The sequence below is a fragment of the Actinomadura sp. ATCC 39365 genome (assembly GCF_054392275.1).
The window spans coordinates 821,127-839,414 of record NZ_CP184335.1 but is presented as its reverse complement, the minus strand read 5'-3'; the positions used below and the strand labels follow the sequence as shown (position 1 = coordinate 839,414).

The following is an 18,288-nucleotide window of genomic DNA, read 5'->3' as shown; positions in this document are numbered from 1 at the left end:
CGGAGCCTTGTTGATCAACTGGGGGGTGATATGCGCAGATATGTTGCGGCCATTGCCGTCGCCTCGCTCCTGAGTGGTTGTGCGATTTCGCTTCCAGGACAGCAGAGCTCAGAAAGGGAATCGCCGCCTCGGGCTTTGATCGATCCACCCGCTGTCAATCGCGCGCTCGCGGATCTTTCGAAAGGCGTCAAAGGCAAGGTCTGGCTTCATCATGTCGATGAGAAGGGGCAGAACCGCCGCTGGACCACGAGGGTCAAGATGGGCACGTCGTTTCGCCTCGAGGTCGACTGCGTCGGAGCAAGCGGGACGATGACGGTCCGCATAGACGGATCTCAGCTCCCTCATCAGTGCTCCATCGGGCCCAACGGTGTGCGCATCAGCACGATCCCCGACAACGTGGCTGTCCGGAGCATCAAGGTCGAGGCGCCCGAGGGTGCCAGATGGGCCGTTCTCATCTGGAAGCCACCGCAGAGTTAGGCATCGGCGGCGGCAGGGGGGCGGTCCACAGGGTGTTCGTAGGATCGGGGCATGGGGATGTACGTCTCGGTCAGAGGGTGGCTTGAGCTGGGCTTCGCTCACAAGCCGGACGCCGAGCGCATCATCGGGGACGACGACCCCTACTCCGGCGGCTGGGCGTGGCCGGCGAAGCCCTTCAACTGGACGCTCTACCTGTTCTACGGGGGCGACGTCAGAGAGGGCGCGCTGCACGAGATCCGGGCCCGGGTCGAGCAACTGGCCGTCCTCCCGCCGGTCGACGAGGACGGGGACCGGCCGCGGGGAGTCTTCGTGGTCACCGACGAGCGCGGTCAGGCGCGATGCTGGCACATCCGTGAAGGGGCGGTCCTCGACGTCCCGGCGCCGGACCTCGGGTGGCTGGCGAGTTAGCACCGGAAACGGCCTTCGCCGCGACGGGCGTGCGGTGGCAGAATGTCGCGGATGTCGAGGGCGGGGTCGTTGTGGCGGCAGCGGGATTTCGTGCTCCTGTGGAGCAGCCAGACCACCAGTTCGCTCGGCAACGAGATCTCCTATCTGGCGTTACCCCTGGTCGCCGGGCTCATGCTGGAGGCCTCGCCGGTGGAGCTCGGGCTGCTGACGGCGGCGCGGCGGTTGCCGGTGCTGTTCGCGTCGTTGCCGGCGGGGGCCCTGAGCGATCGGTGGCGCAAGCGGCCGGTGATGATCGTCGCGTTCCTGGTGTCGGGGTGTGCGATGGGGACGGTGCCCTTGGCGGCCGTGGCCGGAACGCTCACGCCCGGGCAGCTCTACGCCGTGGCGCTGGTGGTCGCGACGTGTGAGGTGTTCTTCACGCCCGCCTACCAGACGTACCCGCTGACGTTGCTCGGGCCCGAGCGGTTGATGGCGGGGAACGCCAAGCTCACCAGCACGGTCACGGTGGCGGGGATGGCGGGGCAGCCGGTCGGCGGGGTGCTGATCTCGTTGTTCGGGCCGGCCAAGGCGGTGCTCGCCGACGCGCTGTCCTACCTGGGAGGCGCGCTCGCACTCGCGCTGATCCGGTCGCCGGAGGCCAGACCGGAGCGGAAGGAGCGGGCCCCTCGGCTGCGCGAGCAGATCGGGGAGGGGCTGCGGTACGTCGTCCGCCATCGTGTGATCGGGCCGTTGGTGCTCTACATGGCCACGGTCAGCTTCTGCATCGCCGGGCTGAGCGCGCTGGAGGTCAACTACGTCGTACGGGAGCTCGGCTGGTCGGGGCTGGCCACCGGCCTGGTGTTCGGGGTGAGCATGGCCGGCGGGCTGGCGGCCGGGGCGGTCGCGGGGCCGCTCACCGACCGGTACGGCATGCCGTGCGTGCTGCTCGGGGCCGCCTTCGCGTACCCGTTGTGCAGCGGGTCGATCGGGCTGGTGGGGCCGGGCCTGGCCGGGCAGGTCGTGGTGGGCGTCTCGTGGACGTTGATGATCATCGTCACGCTCGTCTTCCAGAGCACCCAGCGCAGTCTGCGGCAGCTCCTGACGCCCAAGGACATGCAGGGCCGGCTGGCGGCCACGTCCCGCTGGCTCACCTGGGCCGCCACGCCGGTCGGCGCGGTCCTCGCCGGGGCGCTGGCCGGCGGGATCGGCATGCGCGGCACGCTTCTCGTGTTCTCGGCCGGGATGCTGGCCGGTCCGGTGGTCATGTGGTTCTCGCCGTTGCGCACGTCCCGGCGGGAGATCGAGCGGGACGTACGGACGGCGACGGCGGGGTAGCTCCGGGACCGCCGGGTCACACGGCGAAGAGCAGGGCGGCGTTGACGAGGAGGGCGACGGCGGTCGCGAAGTGCACGCCGAAGGCGACCGCCTTGGTGCCGCCGTTGCGGAGCACGATCAGGGTGTCGCCCAGGGGGAGCAGCGCGACGATCAGCATGAACCAGGCTTCGGCCTGGGCGCCGACGAAGGCCAGCAGGGCCAGGCCGAGCAGCCCGTACGTGCCGTCGCGCAGCCCCTTGATGGTCAGGTAGGCCCGGTCGCCGTCCTGCTTGGCGGGGACGCCGTAGCCGGCGGCCGCGGCGACCGGGACGAACAGGAAGCGCGCGCCGATGAACACGACCATCAGGTTGAGGGCGATGGCGAGGCCGTAGGCAATGGTGGTGAGCATGTCCGTCTCCAAGAGCTAGCGTTGCTAGGAACGAGGACGACGCTAGCAGAACGATGACAGAAGCGCTAGCGGTGCTAGAATTCAGAGCATGTCGATCCATGCGCGCCGGGAGCGCGAACGTGCCGAACGCGAGAAGCTGATCATCACGGCCGCCTGCGAGCTGGCCGAGGCCGAGGGCTGGGAGGCGGTGACGACGCGGCGGCTGGCCGAGCGCATCGAGTACAGCCAGCCGGTGCTGTACAGCCACTTCAAGGGCAAGGGCGCGATCATGGCGGCCGTGGCCGTGGAGGGCTGCGTGATCCTCGCGGACGAGCTGCGCGCGGCCCGTACCGCGGCTCCCGACGCCGGCAGCGCCCTGGCGGCCGTCGGTGCGGCCTACACGGCGTTCGCCGAGCGGCGTCCGGCGCTCTACGACGTCATCTTCAGCCAGAACGTCGACCTGCCGTTCGCCACGCCGGAGGCTCCCGCGGCCCTGCACGCGGCGTTCGGCGAGCTGGTCGAGGGGCTGCGCCCGCACGTCGGCGAGGGGGAGGACCTGCCGCTGCTCACCGAGACCTACTGGGCCGCCCTGCACGGGCTGGTCACGCTCATGCGCGGCAGGCGGCTGCCGGCCGAGCAGCACGAACGCCGGCTGGAGCTGCTGCTGAAGCGGTTCGCGGCCTGACGGTTTGACCTTGTCACCGGCGTCAACGTCTACCCTCGTTGCCCGCACATCGACGAGAACGGACGACGCCCGTGAGCACCCACCGCACCACCCTGGTCGAACTGGACCAGAGCTTCTTCGACGCCCTGGTGGCCAACGACCACGACCACCTGAAGGACCTGCTGACGGACGACTTCGTCCTGGTGGGGGTCGAGGACGGGACGGTCGCCGGCAAGGACGTCCTGCTCGACCTGGTGACGTCGGGAAGCCTGCAGTTCCCGAAGATCGACTCGTTCCCGGACGAGGCCATCGTGCGGGTGATCGGGGACGTCGGGATCGTCGTGGGGCGTACGGGGATGAACTTCACGAACCCCGATGGCAGCACGTTCAGTGCCGGGAGCCGGTACACGCACGTGTACGCCGCCGGCCCCGACGGAAACTGGCGGCTGGTCTCGGCGCAGGGCACGGCCATCAAGGCGTGACCCGCGCACGCTCCACGGAAGGCCGGATCAGCCGCCTTCCGGTCTCCGCCACTCCGCGGTGACCTTGAGGTGGGCCTCCCCCGTCGATTCGGCGACGACCACCCCGGCCTTGGCGGTCAGCTTCATCCCGAACTCGACCGCGACCACGTCCGGCGGCTCCGGGCATGATCGCATGCGGCGCAAAACGTCGGTGGCGAAGGCCTGGACGCGCTGGAGGCCCGCGCCCAGAGCCTCCGGCATACGTTCGACGGCCGCGCGGGCCCGTCCGGCGGGGAGCGGCTCGTCGCCGGGCCGCTCGTTGACCTCCACGAGCACGGTGCCGCCGTCGTCGAGGGGGACCTCGAGGAAGTAGCGCATGGTTGCCCTCCTGTCCTGGGACAGGTGCAAGCATGGTGGACCGGCCCGCCCGGCGGAGGCGCTTTCGCCGCGGCGATGAGCCCGGCCCGCGCGAAGGGCTCCCGCGCAAAGGGCTCCCGCGCGGACTGCCACACAAATGGCGCGAAGTTATCCACAGGATGGGGATGGTTGTCCACAGTGGTGGACAAGTCTGAAATCATTGACACGATGTCTAGATTGTTTTACCTTTCCTGCTTGTGATGTCGTACGAGGAAAAGGGCGCCTGGGTCTATCTCGTGGCGACGGTCGGCAGTTATGTGGCCTACGTCATCGTCATTCTGGGCCGGGCCGGCGATGGCCCGCTCAGCGCCGTCCCCTATGTCGCGCCGATGGCGTGGGCGATCGGGATCAGCATCGTCCTGTCGATCGCGGGCCGTATCGTGGTCGAGATCGTGAAGCCCAGCGAGAGTCACAAGAGCGACGTGCGAGACAGGGAAATCAACCGTGCCGCCCAACATGTCGGAGGCGTCGTCCTCGCTGCCTCCCTGGTGGTCCCCCTTGGCCTGACCATGGCGGAAGCCGACCATTTCTGGATCGCCAACGCCATCTACGCCGCACTCGTCCTGTCCACTCTGGTGGCCACCCCGCTGCGGCTCGTCGCCTACCGGAGGGGCCTGTAGGCATGGGCAAACCGACCAAGGTCACCAACTCCATCAGGGCTCTGCGGTTCGCGCACGGGGAGATGACGCAGGCCGAGCTGGCCCAGCGGGTCGGCGTCACGCGGCAGACCGTCATCGCCATCGAGCAGGGCCGGTATTCACCCTCTCTTGAGGTGGCCTTTCAGATCGCCCGGGTGTTCCGGGTGCCCCTGGACGACGTCTTCCAGTATCCGGACGCCGAAGGCTAGTTATCCACAGGCCCGTCAGTTTTCCACAGGCTGTCGAGAGCGGTGGCGACAGCCGCTATGGAGTCGTGCGCGGAGCGGATGCGGGCGGTCTGGGCCTCGTCCGTCCAGCCGAGCCGCAGACCCTCCTCGGCGAGCGCGTCGAAGGCCGTGAACGCGGCCAGTTTCTGGCGCAGGACCTTCGACCAGGCGTCGTCCTCGATCCGGTAGTAGACGTTGCGCTCCCCCGGCCTGCGCAACTTGTGGACGAGCCGGATCGACGTCAGGAGCTGCATGGTCGTCGTCAGCGACGCGCGGCTCGCGCCGATGGCGTCGGCGATGTCGGACGCCGTCTGCGCGGGCGGGTCGCAGACCATGAGCCAGCCAAGGACGCGGCCGGTGATCGGAGCCAGCCCCCACTCCTCGGAGACGAAGTCCGCCACCCGCTCGACCCAGTCGAGCAGCTGCTCCCGGCCCGGACCGCCCGGCGACTGCATGTGGGACCCTCTCCATCGACATCGCTCTGTGTGAGTCGTCAAATACTAGGAGCAACCAGGGGTGGGCTGCTAATGCTGGATCCATGATCGTCGTCATGTGGCCGCTGCTGCTCCTCCCCCTGGTCCTGCCCGAGCCGACCTCGGTCGTCCGCGCCCGGGGCGAGTTGCGGGAGCTGGTGGTCGCCGAGGCGCGTTCGCTGAGGGGGGTATTCGCACGAGCGGTTCATGCCTCTGGGTCTCCGGCGCGAACGCCTGGACCGACGAACGGCGGCAGGCGTTCGCCAACGATCTCACCAGGCCCGAGCTCATCGCCGTCAGCGAGTCGGTCAACCTGGACAAGGCCGGCAGCAGCCCGGCGACCTGGCGGCCGCCGCGCAGGTCGTACTGGTGCACGTACGCGCGGGCCTGGATCACCGTGAAGCACCACTACGGGCTGACCATCACCTACCGGGAGAAACGGGCCCTCATCCGCATGTTGCGCACCTGCTTCAGCGCTCAGCCATCCGCCTGAGCTGCTGCTCCCTGGCTCCGGCGTCGCCCGGCAGGCCGCGCTCGGCCAGCAGGCCGGCGACGCGCTCGCGGGCCTCGACGGGGTGGCGGCCGTCGTACTTGAACTTCGCGCGCGCCTCCACCACCGACAGCCGCAGCCCGCGCAGGCCGGGCAGCTGCCGGTGGTAGGGCCCATCTCCGGCCGCCACGACGCCGTGCGCGCCGTCGGGCTGGAAGTGGGCGAGCTGGCGGCGCAGGATCTCGGCCTTGCCCTCGGCGTCGTCCACCACCTCGGCCCGGCAGGTGAGCTGGACGGAGGCGTAATAGCTGGTGGGCACGCCGGTCTCGGGGTCGCCCGTCCGCCATCCGCCGGGGATGTAGGCGTAGTCGTCGTGCACGCTCAGCAGGACCGCCGGATCGCGCTCGATCGCCGCCCACACCGGGTTGGGCCTGGCCAGGTGGAGCAGCACCTCCGCGGCGCCGTCGAAGAGGAAGTGGGTGGGGACGACGACGGGCGGACCGCCGTCGGGGCCGTTCGCGGCCAGCTGGCCGAAGTCGCGGGTGGCCAGCCAGGCGCGCCACTCGTCGTCGTCCCGTGCCGCGTCCCAGGGATGAATGAGCACGTGAAATCCTCCCGGCGGGCTTTGTATTAGTACATAATGTATTTTGTGTCAGAAACATACAGGATCGTCGGTGGGACGGCCAGCGAGATCGCGGCCGGCGTCGAGGCCGCCGTGTCCGCGGGCCTGCTGCCTCCCGGGATGCACCTGCCGCCGGTGCGCGAGGTGGCCGCCACGGCCGAGGTCAGCCCGAACACCGCCGCGGCCGCGTACCGGCTGCTGCGGGAGCGCGGGATCGTCGAGACGGCGGGCCGGCGCGGCACGCGGGTCCGGCCGCGCCCGGCCACCACGACCCGCGAGGAGATCCGCATCGAGGTGCCGCCGGGCGTGCGCGACCTGTCGCACGGCAACCCCGACCCGGCCCTGCTGCCGCCGCTGCACGAGGCGCTCGCCGCCGCCGCCAGGGCGCACGAGCAGCGCCCGGCCATGTACGGCACGGGCGACGACGAGGAGCTGCTCTTCCTGGCCGCCGCCCGCCTGCGTGCGGACGGCGTGCCCGCCGCGCCGCTGGCGATCACCTCCGGCACCCTCGACGCGGTGGAACGAGTCCTGAACGCCCACCTTCGTCCCGGCGACGCGATCGGCGTCGAGGATCCCGGCTGGACGGCCCTGCTCGACCTGGTCGCCGCTCTGGGGCTGCGGCCGGTCCCGATGCGGCTGGACGACGAGGGCCCGCTGCCGGACGAGCTCGACCGGGCGTTGCGGGCGGGCGTACGAGCGGTGGTGATCACCGCCCGCGCCCAGAACCCCACCGGCGCGGCCGTCACCGCCCGGCGGGCCGCTGACCTGCGTGCCCTGCTCGCCACCCGCCCCGACGTGGTGCTGATCGAGGACGACCACGGCGCGAGCCTGGTGGACCTCCCCCTCCATCCCCTGGCCGGCGTGACCACCTGCTGGCTGCTCACCCGCTCGACGGCCAAGGCGTTCGGCCCCGATCTGCGGCTGGCGCTGGTCACCGGCGATCCCGTCACGCTCGACCGGCTGCGCGGCCGGCAGCGGCTGGCCGCGGGCTGGGTCAGCCATCTGCTGCAGCGCGCGGTCGCCCACCTGTGGCGTGCACAGGCTGTGGACACCGCGGCCGTCGCCGCCGCGTACGCCGGGCGGCGGGACGGCCTGATCGACGCGCTGGCCGCGCGTGGCCTGCGGGCGCACGGCCGCAGCGGGCTCAACGTCTGGGTCCCGGTCGCCGACGAGACCACCGCCGTCACCCGGCTGCTGGCCCTCGGCTGGGCCGCCGCGCCCGGCGCCCGCAACCGCGTCCGCACGCCGCCCGCGCTGCGGCTGACGGTCTCCACGCTGAGGCCCGACGAGCTGCCGGGCCTGGCCGACGACCTGGCCGCCGCCCTGCGTCCGCCCACGGCCGGCCGGTACGGCTGACGGCCTGGACGGGCCCCGCGATCAGCGGTTCGGCTCCAGGGACATCGCCGGGCACGGCTCGGGGCGGCGCGGGCGGCGTACCGAGTGGGCCAGCACGCCCAGCGCACCCACGATGAGCACGAGCAGGGCCGCCCTGGTGGCCGCGGGCCAGCCGGCGTCCAGGGAGCCGAAGAACACCGCGCCGGTGACCGTGCCGCCGAGCACGCCGCCGGTCTCCTGGACGGTCCCCAGCACCCCGGCCGCCGCACCCGCGCGCTCCCGGCGTACGGACGCGAGGACCGAGGACAGCAGCGGCGACATGATCAGCCCCATCCCCGCCCCCGCCACCAGCAGCGCGCCCGCCACCAGGTACGGCGACTCCCCCGCCTGGAGGAGCAGCCCGAGCCCGAGCAGCAGCGCCAGCGGGCCGGCCGGGCGCGGCACCCGGGCCGAGCGCGGCGAGGCCAGGAAGAAACCGGCGTTCAGCGCCGTGCACACCGCCCCGGCGGCCAGGGGGCCGAGGCCGAGGCCGTCCTGGAGGTGGAGGGCGAGCACGAACGACAGGCCCGCGGAGGTGCCGAACAGCAGCGCGACCGCCGCCAGCCCGGCCGTGAACCCCTTCTCGCCGAACACCTCCAGGTCCAGCAGCGGTTCCCGGCCGGTCGCCGCCAGCCGCCGCTGCCGCCGGACGAACGCCGCCAGCGTGAGCGCCGCGCCGCCCAGGCACGGCCACGTCCACTCCGGCCAGCCCTCCTCGCGGCCCTGGACCAGCGGTAGCACGACGCCCGCCAGCCCCGCCGCGACCAGCGCCGCCCCCGGCAGGTCCAGCCCCGCACGCGACCCGGCCCCGGCGACGCGGGGGACCAGCCGCCCGGTCAGCGCCAGCGCCGCCAGGCCGATCGGCACGTTGACCAGGAAGCACGCCCGCCAGCCGAGCCCGAGGGGATCGGCGGCCACCACCAGCCCGCCCACGACCTGGCCGCTCATCCCGGCCAGGCCCACCACCGTGCCGTACCAGCCGAACGCCCTGGCCCGGCCCGCGCCCGGGAACAGCGTCCCGATCAGCGTCAGGACCTGCGGCGCGAGCAGCGCCGCCGCGACGCCCTGCGCCACCCGGGCGAGCACGAGCGCGGCGGCGTCCGGCGCGCCGCCGCAGGCCGCCGAGGCGAGCGTGAACAGGGCCAGCCCGGTGGCGAAGAGGCGGCGCGGCCCGTACAGGTCGCCGAGCCGTCCCGAGACGATCAGGCCCGCGGCGTACGCCAGCCCGTACCCCGCCACCACGAACTGGCTCGCCGCGTCGCCCGCTCCCAGGTCGGCGCGGATCGAGGGCACGGCCACGTTCGCGACGAAGAAGTCCAGCGTGGTCATGAACACCGCGACCAGCACCACGGGCAGGGCCGCCCAGCGAGGACGGAGGGACATCAGGGACTCCAGGGGAGAGGAACCGGGCGGTGGAAGAACACCGGCGGACGCCGGACGGTTGACCTCACCCTGGAGCCCGGCGATTACGGTTTCCTGCTGATGGGCTACGGATTGAGCGCCATAATGACGCTCAATGCCGAAATTTCAGGGGTTGGGGGAGTTTGCCGCGGCGATCGCCCCCGTCGTCGACGCGGCCCACGTCGACGTGCACGCCGCCGCCCGCGGAGCCGTCCTGGACCTGGCCGAGCGCTCCGGCCTGACCTGCGGCCTCCTCAACGACCTGCGCTTCGTGCTTCCCCTGCGCCCGGTGACCACGGCCGCGCTCGCCGCCGTCTACCGGTACGGCGACGTCACCGAAGGCGTCGGCGTCCACCTGCGCGAGGGCACGCTTGAACGGGACTCCGCCGGGGCGTTGCGGCTCACCTCCGAGGGGCGGGCGTTCGTGGACGGCCTGTACGCCGCGCACGCCGAGGCGGCCGGCCGCGTCTGGGCGGGCCATGACGTGGCCGGTCTCGCCGTGTCGGTGGGCGGGGTGCTCGACCGGGCCGTACGCGTGCCGGGCGGCGCCCTGGAGGTGATGGCGCCGCCGTACGAGCCGGACGCCGCCCCCGCCGGCCTGCTGCTGTTCAACCGGCTCGCCGCGCTGCGCTACCACCGGGCCGACGCGCACGCCGAGTCCTGGCGCGCGGCCGGGCTGACCGCGGCCGGGATCGTCGCGCTGAAGGACGGTCCCGTGCGGGCCGCGATCGAGGCCGACACGAACCGGCGGGCGGCCGAGCCGTACCGGGCCATGACGGGCGGCGACCGCCAGGCCCTGTACGCCGGCCTCCTCGGCCTGATCTAAAGCGCCGCCAGCAGGCGGCCCACCTGCGTGCGGTCGTTGACCCCCAGCTTCTCGTAGGCGGCCTGCAGATGGTTGGCCGCCGTACGGGTGGACAGCGTCAGCCGGTCGGCGATCTGGCGGTTCGTCAGCCCGGCCGCAGCCAGCTTGACGATCTCCCGCTGGCGCGGCGTGAGCTCCGGCGTGGCCAGCTCGACCAGCGCGGGCGTCGAGACCCCCGGGCATCGCCTGGCCAGCGCCCATGCCCTGGTCTGAGCCCCTTTGGCCAGCGTGCCCCGGCCGTCCCGGCGGTGGGCCGCCGACTCCTGGGCGAGGGCCTCGGCGGCGTACAGGATCAGGCCGAGCCGTTCGAACTCGGCGGCGACGTCCCGCAGCTCGGCGGGGTCGCCCGCGGCCCGCGCGTGCCGGGCGAACAGCCCGGCCAGCGGCCCGTCCACCCGTTCGGCGAGCGCGGCCAGCCGCCGGGCCGCCAGGGCGGGCGCGCCCAGCCGCACCAGGTCGTGCAGCGCGAACATCAGGTGCCCGAACTGCTCGTGCCGCTCGGCCAGCCCGGCGGCCGTCAGGCACAGGCTCACCGCCTGGTCCAGGTCGCCCGCCGAGGCCGTCACCCAGACCGCGGCCTGCAACACCGGCTGCCGGGTGAACGCCCACCGCGAGGCCGGCCCCTCGGCCTCGGCCAGCGCGGCCCGCGCCGCCGCCGTCTCCCCCAGCAGCGCCCGCGCGTGGGCCAGCTCGGCCAGGCACCGCCCCCGGTACGGCGTCCCGGGCGGCAACCGGGCCGCGTCCTCCCTGGCCCAGCGGGCCGCGCCGGCCGCGTCGCCGCGCAGCCTGCCGACCATCGCCCGGTACGCCCCGAACCCCGACACCGACAGCTCGGCCGCCGCCGGCTCCATGCCCTCCATGCCCTCCGTGGCCGTCCGCGCCGCCGCGTCCAGGCGGCCGGAGAACACCTGGGCGGCGCAGCGCGCGTCCAGCAGCGCCGGCAGCGCGTGCGGGGCGTCGTCGTCCCAGTCGTTCCTGCCCGCCAGGGCCCGCCCGGCCACGGCGAGTGCGCTCTCCGTACGCCCGGAGTAGGCGTCGGTCCAGGACTCCAGCGCGGCCGCGTGCGCCGCGCCGCGCACGGTCATCGGCTCGCACGCGCGCGCCCGCGTCAGCGCCTCCGCGGCCCCGGCCAGCCGACCGGCGAAGAAGTCGGCGACGCCCCGGTAGACGTGCGCCTCCTGCCGCCAGGCCGGATCGGTCAGGGACTCGGCCGCCCGGTCGAGCACCCGGCACGCCTCGGCGTCCGTGCCCGCCCAGGCGAGGTTCATGCCCAGGCTGAAGGCGTGCTGGGCGCGCTCGCCCTCGGTGACGGCGTTCCTGGCCGCCTGCCGCAACGCCGCCAGCGCCGCGTCCTGGTCGCCCAGCACCATCAGCACCTGGCCGAGCAGCGCGACCGCCGGCACGCCCGCGCCCGCCTCGATCGCGGCCCTGGCCAGCCGGGCGGCCAACCGCGGGTCACGCCTGGCCCAGGCCAGGCCCGCGGCCGACAACAACATCTCCGGCGCGGCGGCCGACCCGCTGTCCAGCCGCCAGACGGCCGCGCGCAGCTCGTCCTCGCGCCGTCGCAGGCCGCTGGCCTCCAGGGCCTCGGCCAGCGTCCGCAGCCGCCGCCTGGCCCGCAGGGTGCCGCAGTCGCCGCGGACCACCTCGCCGTACAGGGGGTGGCCGAGGCGTACCTGCTCGCGCCTGCCGTCGCCGGTGACCGTGACCAGGCCGCGGGCCTCGACCCGCTCGACCGCGCGCGGCGAGGTCAGCGCGACCAGCAGCTCCGCGCCCACCGGCGCGCCGAACGCCACCAGCTCCAGCACCTCCCGCTCGTCCTGGTCCAGGTGGCCGATCCGGGCGCCGACCAGCTCGCGCAGCCGGGTCGTCATCGACAGCTCGCCCCGCCAGCGCCACTCGCCGCCGCTCTCGGCCAGGCAGCCGGACGTGCGTCCGGCGTGCACGACCTCGCGCAGGTAGAGCACGTTCCCGCCGGTGACGGCCGCCAGATGACGGACGGTCCCCGCCGCCACCTCGCCGCCGAGCGCGCCCGCCAGCACCTGGCCGACCTCGTCGCGGCCGAGCGGCGGCAGCTCGACCCTGGTCAGCAGCTCGTCCTTCCACAGCGCGGCCACCGGCGCGGGCAGCGGGCCGCCCGTACGCACCGTGACCAGCACCCTGGCCTCCCCACCCGCGGCCAGGTAGTGCACCAGCGCCGCCGACGCCGCGTCGAGCCGGTGGGCGTCGTCCACGCTCACCAGCAGTTCTCCCTCTCCCCTGCGCAGGTGCCGCGCGGCCCAGCGCAGCAGGTTCTCGCCGCCCTGCGGCGGACCCGTCAACACATGGGCGAACGCCCCGAACGGGATCATCGACGCGGCCTCCGTGCCCAGCACGCGCACGACCTCGTACCCGTCGAGCCCGGCCAGCGCCTGCGCGGCCAGCCTGCTCTTGCCGACGCCCGCCTCACCGGCGATCATCGCGCCTGCTCCCGACCGCAGCGCCGCGCGCACGGTCGCGATCGATCCCCCTCGCCCGACGAACGGCCATCCACTCCCCAGTTGCTCGCTCATCGTGCCTCCTCTCACCACAGATGGTGGCGAGCCGAGGTTCGCGCGAGGTTCAGGCGGGATCGCGGTTCAGGCCGGCCGCGTTCAGCAACAGGGTGATCACGGCGTCGGCCCCGCTGAACGGCACCGGCTCGCCCCCCACCTCTTCGAGCAGCCCGCGGAGCTGGCCGCCGGATTGCTCGGGCTCGACCAGCCGTACGATGACCGTCCTCATCGGATCACCATCACCCCGGACGGTTCAGGTCTGGTTCAGGTGGGGTAGGGCGCGGGTTCGACCTCCAGCTCCCGCATGCGCTCGGCGTAGAGGTGGTAACGCCTGCGGGCGTCGCCGCGCCGGCCCGCCAGGTCGAGCACGCGCACCAGGCCCAGGTGGGCGCGCTCGTCGTAGCCGTCGCGCTCCAGCAGGCGCAGCCAGTAGCGGGCGGCCTCGTCGTAGCGCCGTTCGCGGGTGCGCGCCGCGGCCAGCCGGGCGGCCGCCTGCACGTAGGCCAGCCGCGCCTGTTCGCGCAGGCCCACCGCCCAGTCGGCGTAGGGGTCCTCCTCGCAGAACTCGCCGCCGTACGCGCTCTCGGCCGCCGTCCAACGCTCCAGCGCCTCGGCGGCGCGGCCGGCCTGCTCCAGGCCTACGGCTCCGGCGGTCAGGTCGAGGAAGCGCTCCACGTCGACGTCGGCGTGCGCCAGGTCCAGGCGCAGCGCGCCCTCCTCGGAGACCACGACGTCGTCGGCGGGCCGTTCGTGGGCCGGGTCGAGCACCGCGCGCAGCGTGGACACCATGACGTTGAGCCGCCGCAGCCCGACCGCGTCGTCCCGCTGCTCGGGCCACAGGATCTCCACCAGCCGCTCCCTGCTGATCGCGCCGCCCCGGCGGCTGACCAGGATCTTCAGCAGGTCGCGGGCCTTACGTGACTGCCAGGCCGTACGCGGGACCGGCACCGCGCCGCGCAGCACCCGGAACGTTCCCATGGTCTCGATCACCACCGCCGCCCCCGGCGCGGGCGCCGCGCGGGCGATCAGCTCGTCGATCCGGTCGTCGAGCGCCCGGCAGCCGATCGCGTGCATCCGCTCGCGCACCCGTACGGCCACCTCACCCCCGCTCACCGGGTCGGACAGGGCCGCCCGCACCAGCTCGGCCCTGGCCCGCCCGATCGGGTCGCCGAGTGCTGCCCACCTGCGCACCGCCTCGTCGGCCTGCGCCGGATCGCCGTCGAGCCGGGCGCGCAGCTCGTGCAGCACGGCCTGGGCCGCGTGGTCCCTGCGCTCCACGGCGATCGGCAAGGTCTCGCCGACCAGCCGGGCGGCCTCCTCGCGACGGCCGGCGGCCAGGGCCACGTGCGCCGCGGCCACCCGCGCGGAGACCCCGGCGATGCCGCCGGCGTGCGCGAGCGCCTGCTCGGCCACCTCGGACGCCTCCTCGGGATCGTCCTCGGCCAGCAGCTCGGCCAGCGCGTTGAGCGCGTTGGAGCGGGTCTGCACCTCGCCCAGCGGGCCGGTCTCGGCGATCACCCGGCGGTAGACGGCGGCCGCCTGCCCGCGGTCGCCGCGCAGCGCGTGGATCTCGCCCAGCCGGACCAGCCCGACGCTGACCAGCCGCGACCCCATCGCCTCCCACCTGGCCACCGCGTCGGCGGCGTCGATCGCCGACTCCTCCAGCCGGCCGAGCCCGACCAGCGCCTTGGCCCGGTTGGCCACGTTGAGCGCGGCGTACGGCGCGAACGACACCAGGTCGCACAGCCTGCTCGCGGCCTCCGTCTCGGCCAGCGCCTCGGCGTAGGCGCCCTCGTCCAGATGGCGGGAGGCCCGGTTGGCCCGGATCCTGATGAGCTGGACGACGTCGCCGGCGCGTTCGGCGTACTCCAGCGCGCGCAGGTAATAGGCGTCGTTGGCGCGGCGGTCGCCGTCGAGGGCGGCGAGCATGGCCAGCACCGTGTTGGTCATCGCCAGCGCGCCGGGGTCGCCGAGGCCGCCGGCCTGCTCCAGCGCCCGGTCGGCCAGCTCGGCGCAGCCCGCCCGGTCGCCCTTCAGCCACAGCACCGAGGCCATGGAGGCGGCGCACATGGCGGCGTCGGCGGGCGGCGAGCCGTAGGCGTGACCCTTGGCGTACATCGTCATGGCGGCGTCGAGGTCGCCGCGCAGGTGGTCGATGAAGCCGAGCCGCCTGGCCACGAACGCGTCGAAGGCGGGGCCGTCGGCGACGCGGGCCAGCAGGTCGTGGGCGCGGGTCCAGTGGCCGCGGTTCTGCTCGGCGATGCCGGCCAGCCTGAGCATCGGCGGCGAGCCTCTGGCCTGCTCGGGCAGCAGGTCGAGCGCCGCGATCACGTCGCCGCGTTCGGCCAGGCGGGGGCCGTGGGAGTTGAGCAGCGACGCGGCGAGGTCGGGGTGGGCGGTCGCGACGGCGGCGCGCAGGGCCAGCTCGGGCTGGTCGTGCTCGACGTACCAGCGGGCGGCGACCGCGGCCACGTCGTGGGCCTCGTGCCGGTCGAGCGGGGCGTGCCTGGCCAGGACGTGCCTGCTGGTGGAGGTCAGCCGGTGGCCGTCCTGGTCGGCCTCGATGAACAGGCCGCGGCTGGTCAGGGCCGCGAGCGTGTCGGGCGGCGCGCCGAGCGTGGCGGCCAGGCCGGCGGTCAGCACCGGCAGGACGGTCGCCGCGCGCAGCAGCTCCCGCATGCCCGCCGGCAGGTCCTTGAACGCGGCGAGCGTCAGGTGTTCGAGCGTGGCCGAGTTGGCGGCCAGGCTCGCCGCGGTACGCGGCCAGCTCGCCGGCTCCTCGCGGGCCAGCGTGTCAAGGGCGGCCTGGACGGCGGCCGGCCACCCCGCGCACGCCTCGTGCAGCCTGGCGGCGATGCCGGCCCCCTGCTCGCCCAGCCGCTCCCTGGCCCAGGCGGCGGTCTCGGACGGGGTGAGCGCGAGGTCGGTGGCGTCGAGGTCGAGCACCTCGTGGTCCTGGCGCAGCCGGGCCGTCGGGAACGGCAGCGGCGCCCGTGAGGCGGTGACCAGGTGCAGGTGCCGGGGCGCGGCGCGGACCAGCGTCTCGACGTAACGCACCGAGCCGGGCGCGCCGGTGATCGCGTCGACGCCGTCGAAGACCAGCGCCAGCCCCCTGGTCAGCCGCCGGGCCAGCGCCTCGGCCAGCGCGCCCGCCAGCGCGGCGGCCCTGGACAGCTCGTCGGCGCCGGGGCCGAGCGGCGCCCCGGCCGCGGCCAGCAGGTCGGCGGGCAACCCCGGGACGGCCTCGGCCAGCGCCGACGCCACCGAGCCCGCCAGCGTCGGCAGGTCGCGGTCGGCGGGCCCGAGCAGGTGCAGAACGCCGCCCACGGCGTGGCTCCACCCGGCGAGCGCGATCGACTTCCCGTAGCCTGTAGAGGCCACGAGCGTGGTGAGCCTGTGCGTAAGCGCCCCGTCGAGCCGCCGGTCGAGGGCGGGACGGGGTTGCACCCACCCTCGTTCCACCCCCGCATGCTACGCCCGGGCTCGCGGGGGACTCCAGAGTTCGCAAAGTGCCACCTCCCGGTAACTGGCCGGTTGGCGCACTATGGTCGTACTTCATTTCCAGGAGGCACCGTGGAACAGGATCTGCCTGGCGGTGTGAGGCTGATCGTGGGGGTGGACGAGTCCCCGGCCTCGCGTTGGGCACTCGCCTGGGCCATCGGCGCGGCCAGGCTGCACCGGATGGCTCTGGTGGCCGTTCACGTCAGTCGTGCGCCCGTCCATCCCTTTCCCGAGGCGCTGCCCGTGCAGCACGCGATCCGGCAGGGCGAGGAGTCCCGCTGCGCGGAGGTGATCGCGGGCGTGTTCGAGGACGTCGCCGGGGGCGTGCCCGACGACCTGCGCGTGGCGACGCTCAGCAAGGTCGGCGACCCCGGCTACCACCTCGTCGATCTGGCCCGCGAGGGCGACCTGCTGGTGCTCGGCCGGGGCCGGCGCCGGCTGCTCAGCAGGATCCTGCTGCCCTCCACCAGCATGTACTGCGCCCGTCACGCCAAGACGACCGTCGTCATCGTGCAGCAGCCCTCGCCGCCGGACGATCCGGAGCTGTCGGGCGAGCGGGCGCGGCGGTTCTGGAGCCGGCGCAACTACTGACCGGGCGCCGTCTTCAGGTCGGTCGTCTTCAGGTCGGCGGTCTTCAGGTTGTCGGTGAGCAGGCGCAGGCCCGGGACGATGTCGTGCGGCCCGATCGCGCCGTAACCGAGGACCAGGCCCGGCTGTGCCGGGGTCTCGCCGCAGTAGGCGTCGAGCTGCTCGACGGCCAGGTCCGGCCCGGGGCCCAGGGACACGCCGGGGGCCAGGCGGGCGCACACGTGCAGGCCCGCGGCGGACGGGATCAGGCGCAGCCGCTCGTCCCCGGCCAGCGTCGCGGTGACCAGGTCGTGCCGGGCGGCGTACTCGCGGGTCGCCTTCCTGATGTGCCTGGCCAGCAGGCCCTCGTCGATGAAACGGGCCAGGGCGGCCTGCGTGGGCACGTCGCCGTGCCAGTCGGAGAGCTGCCGCGCGGCGCGCAGGGCCGGGCCGAGCGAGGCGGGGGCGACGAGGAAGCCGAGCCTGAGCATGGGCAGCAGGGTCTTGGAGAACGAGCCCACGTAGATCACCCGGCCTGACCGGTCGAGGCTCTGCAGGGGTTCGAGCGGACGTTCGCCGAAGCGGAACTCGCTGTCGTAGTCGTCCTCGATCACCACGGCGGCGCGGCGCTCGGCCCAGGCGAGCAGGGCGGCGCGGCGGGCCAGCGACATGGGCGTGCCCAGCGGGAACTGGTGCGAGGGCGTGACGTAGACCAGGCTCGCCGAGCGGGGGATGGCCGCCACGTCCAGGCCCTCGGCGTCGACGGGCACGCCGATCACGCGGGCGCCGAGGGAGCTGAACAATCGGCGGGCGGGCGGGTAGCCGGGCTCCTCGACGGCGACGGTCGTGCCGGGCTCGATGAGGACGCGTCCGACGAGGTCGAGGGCCTGCTGAGCGCCGTTGGTGATCAGGACGTCGTCGGGCCCCGCGTGAACCGACCGACTGATCCCGATATGACGCGAAATAGCATCACGTAGAGGCTCATAGCCGGACGAATCCTCGTACGTCGCCAGGCCCACCCTGAGCTCCCTGGCCACCAGCCTGCGCCAGGTCTCCATCGGGAACAGCCGCGCGTCCGGCACGCCGACGCGGAAGTCGTACCGGGCGGGCGGCACCCGGACGGTCGCCCCGAGCTCCCGCCAGAACGCCCGCGGCCTGACCACCCCCTTGGGCGCGGCTCGGCCGCGCACCGGCTCGGCCGACACGAACGTGCCCGCCCCCGCCCGGCCGACCAGGAAGCCGTCGGCCACCAGCCGGTCGTAGGCCACCGCCACCGTGTTCCTGGAGATCTCCAGCCGGCCGGCCAGCTCCCTGGTCGGCGGCAGCCGCTCGCCCGAGCGCAGGCGCCCGTCGAGTATGGCGTCGAGCAGCTGCCGGTAGACCTGTGCGGCCAGGTCACCGCGCCCTCGGAGGCTGATGTGAACGTCCAACTTGGCCCAATCAACTTGGCGGAAATTGGAGCTTATATCGGGACAAGAGGGCGGCCAA

The 18,288-nt window shown here is 73.7% G+C and carries 19 protein-coding genes; 10 read left to right on the top strand and 9 right to left on the bottom strand.

Translation table 11 applies throughout. The features are described from left to right. Positions 1 to 528: 528 nt before the first annotated feature. The gene (locus ACNF49_RS04585) at positions 529 to 885 is read left to right on the top strand and encodes a hypothetical protein (RefSeq protein WP_482942901.1); all 357 of its coding nucleotides are present in this window, start codon (positions 529 to 531) and stop codon (positions 883 to 885) included. A 51-nt stretch (positions 886 to 936) separates the two neighbouring features. Next, positions 937 to 2,199 carry an MFS transporter gene (locus tag ACNF49_RS04580; RefSeq protein WP_482942900.1) on the top strand — a complete coding sequence of 421 codons (1,263 nt, stop codon included), beginning with the start codon at positions 937 to 939 and terminating at the stop codon, positions 2,197 to 2,199. A 16-nt stretch (positions 2,200 to 2,215) separates the two neighbouring features. Here the strand turns inward: ACNF49_RS04580 and ACNF49_RS04575 are convergent, their stop codons facing one another. Next, positions 2,216 to 2,587: a DUF4267 domain-containing protein gene (locus ACNF49_RS04575; RefSeq protein ID WP_357974132.1), complete on the bottom strand. Its 372-nt coding sequence runs from the start codon at positions 2,585 to 2,587 to the stop codon at positions 2,216 to 2,218. 88 nt (positions 2,588 to 2,675) lie between these two features. Between ACNF49_RS04575 and ACNF49_RS04570 the strand changes: the two genes are divergently transcribed. After that, positions 2,676 to 3,251, top strand: coding sequence for a TetR/AcrR family transcriptional regulator (locus ACNF49_RS04570; RefSeq protein ID WP_482942899.1), 576 nt, complete (start codon positions 2,676 to 2,678; stop codon positions 3,249 to 3,251). Positions 3,252 to 3,322: 71 nt separating this feature from the next. Beyond that, the gene (locus ACNF49_RS04565; RefSeq protein WP_482942898.1) at positions 3,323 to 3,712 is read left to right on the top strand and encodes a YybH family protein; all 390 of its coding nucleotides are present in this window, start codon (positions 3,323 to 3,325) and stop codon (positions 3,710 to 3,712) included. 27 nt (positions 3,713 to 3,739) lie between these two features. Here the strand turns inward: ACNF49_RS04565 and ACNF49_RS04560 are convergent, their stop codons facing one another. Further along, positions 3,740 to 4,069 (bottom strand): CU044_2847 family protein, encoded by a 330-nt coding sequence (locus ACNF49_RS04560; RefSeq protein ID WP_482942897.1) that lies wholly within the window; start codon positions 4,067 to 4,069, stop codon positions 3,740 to 3,742. A 239-nt stretch (positions 4,070 to 4,308) separates the two neighbouring features. Between ACNF49_RS04560 and ACNF49_RS04555 the strand changes: the two genes are divergently transcribed. Both ACNF49_RS04555 and ACNF49_RS04550 read left to right on the top strand, forming a co-directional pair. Further along, positions 4,309 to 4,728 carry a hypothetical protein gene (locus ACNF49_RS04555; RefSeq protein WP_482942896.1) on the top strand — a complete coding sequence of 140 codons (420 nt, stop codon included), beginning with the start codon at positions 4,309 to 4,311 and terminating at the stop codon, positions 4,726 to 4,728. A 2-nt stretch (positions 4,729 to 4,730) separates the two neighbouring features. Beyond that, on the top strand, positions 4,731 to 4,955 hold the full coding sequence (locus ACNF49_RS04550) for a helix-turn-helix transcriptional regulator (RefSeq protein WP_357974147.1): 225 nt from the start codon (positions 4,731 to 4,733) through the stop codon (positions 4,953 to 4,955). On the opposite strand, the gene ACNF49_RS04545 is transcribed toward ACNF49_RS04550, so the two are convergent. Next, on the bottom strand, positions 4,952 to 5,428 hold the full coding sequence (locus ACNF49_RS04545) for a GbsR/MarR family transcriptional regulator (protein WP_357974151.1): 477 nt from the start codon (positions 5,426 to 5,428) through the stop codon (positions 4,952 to 4,954). The two genes, ACNF49_RS04550 and ACNF49_RS04545, sit on opposite strands and share 4 nt — an antisense overlap. A 97-nt stretch (positions 5,429 to 5,525) precedes the next feature. Here ACNF49_RS04545 and ACNF49_RS04540 point away from each other — a divergent pair, with 97 nt between their 5' ends. Continuing rightward, positions 5,526 to 5,939, top strand: a complete 414-nt coding sequence (locus ACNF49_RS04540) for a GmrSD restriction endonuclease domain-containing protein (protein WP_482942895.1) — start codon at positions 5,526 to 5,528, stop codon at positions 5,937 to 5,939. Here ACNF49_RS04540 and ACNF49_RS04535 read toward each other — a convergent pair. Then, positions 5,917 to 6,540: an FMN-binding negative transcriptional regulator gene (locus ACNF49_RS04535; protein ID WP_482942894.1), complete on the bottom strand. Its 624-nt coding sequence runs from the start codon at positions 6,538 to 6,540 to the stop codon at positions 5,917 to 5,919. The genes ACNF49_RS04540 and ACNF49_RS04535 overlap by 23 nt on opposite strands. Before the next feature lie 45 nt (positions 6,541 to 6,585). Between ACNF49_RS04535 and ACNF49_RS04530 the strand changes: the two genes are divergently transcribed. Continuing rightward, positions 6,586 to 7,914, top strand: coding sequence for an aminotransferase class I/II-fold pyridoxal phosphate-dependent enzyme (locus ACNF49_RS04530; RefSeq protein WP_482942893.1), 1,329 nt, complete (start codon positions 6,586 to 6,588; stop codon positions 7,912 to 7,914). A 21-nt stretch (positions 7,915 to 7,935) separates the two neighbouring features. On the opposite strand, the gene ACNF49_RS04525 is transcribed toward ACNF49_RS04530, so the two are convergent. Then, positions 7,936 to 9,315: an MFS transporter gene (locus ACNF49_RS04525; RefSeq protein ID WP_482942892.1), complete on the bottom strand. Its 1,380-nt coding sequence runs from the start codon at positions 9,313 to 9,315 to the stop codon at positions 7,936 to 7,938. A 151-nt stretch (positions 9,316 to 9,466) separates the two neighbouring features. Here ACNF49_RS04525 and ACNF49_RS04520 point away from each other — a divergent pair, with 151 nt between their 5' ends. Beyond that, positions 9,467 to 10,159 (top strand): hypothetical protein, encoded by a 693-nt coding sequence (locus tag ACNF49_RS04520; RefSeq protein ID WP_482942891.1) that lies wholly within the window; start codon positions 9,467 to 9,469, stop codon positions 10,157 to 10,159. Here ACNF49_RS04520 and ACNF49_RS04515 read toward each other — a convergent pair. The 3 genes from ACNF49_RS04515 to ACNF49_RS04505 are packed head-to-tail and all read right to left on the bottom strand — an operon-like array spanning position 10,156 to position 16,179. Next, on the bottom strand, positions 10,156 to 12,750 hold the full coding sequence (locus ACNF49_RS04515) for a LuxR C-terminal-related transcriptional regulator (RefSeq protein WP_482942890.1): 2,595 nt from the start codon (positions 12,748 to 12,750) through the stop codon (positions 10,156 to 10,158). The genes ACNF49_RS04520 and ACNF49_RS04515 overlap by 4 nt on opposite strands. A gap of 49 nt (positions 12,751 to 12,799) precedes the next feature. After that, complete coding sequence (locus ACNF49_RS04510) at positions 12,800 to 12,961, bottom strand: hypothetical protein (RefSeq protein WP_185844989.1); 162 nt, start codon at positions 12,959 to 12,961, stop codon at positions 12,800 to 12,802. A gap of 35 nt (positions 12,962 to 12,996) precedes the next feature. After that, positions 12,997 to 16,179, bottom strand: coding sequence for an AfsR/SARP family transcriptional regulator (locus ACNF49_RS04505; protein ID WP_482942889.1), 3,183 nt, complete (start codon positions 16,177 to 16,179; stop codon positions 12,997 to 12,999). Between the two features lie 126 nt (positions 16,180 to 16,305). On the opposite strand from ACNF49_RS04505, the gene ACNF49_RS04500 reads away from it, so the two are divergent. Next, positions 16,306 to 16,824 (top strand): universal stress protein, encoded by a 519-nt coding sequence (locus tag ACNF49_RS04500; RefSeq protein ID WP_357974175.1) that lies wholly within the window; start codon positions 16,306 to 16,308, stop codon positions 16,822 to 16,824. Here the strand turns inward: ACNF49_RS04500 and pdxR are convergent. Next, positions 16,818 to 18,230, bottom strand: coding sequence for a MocR-like pyridoxine biosynthesis transcription factor PdxR (gene pdxR / locus ACNF49_RS04495; protein WP_482942888.1), 1,413 nt, complete (start codon positions 18,228 to 18,230; stop codon positions 16,818 to 16,820). The genes ACNF49_RS04500 and pdxR overlap by 7 nt on opposite strands. Positions 18,231 to 18,288: the final 58 nt, after the last annotated feature.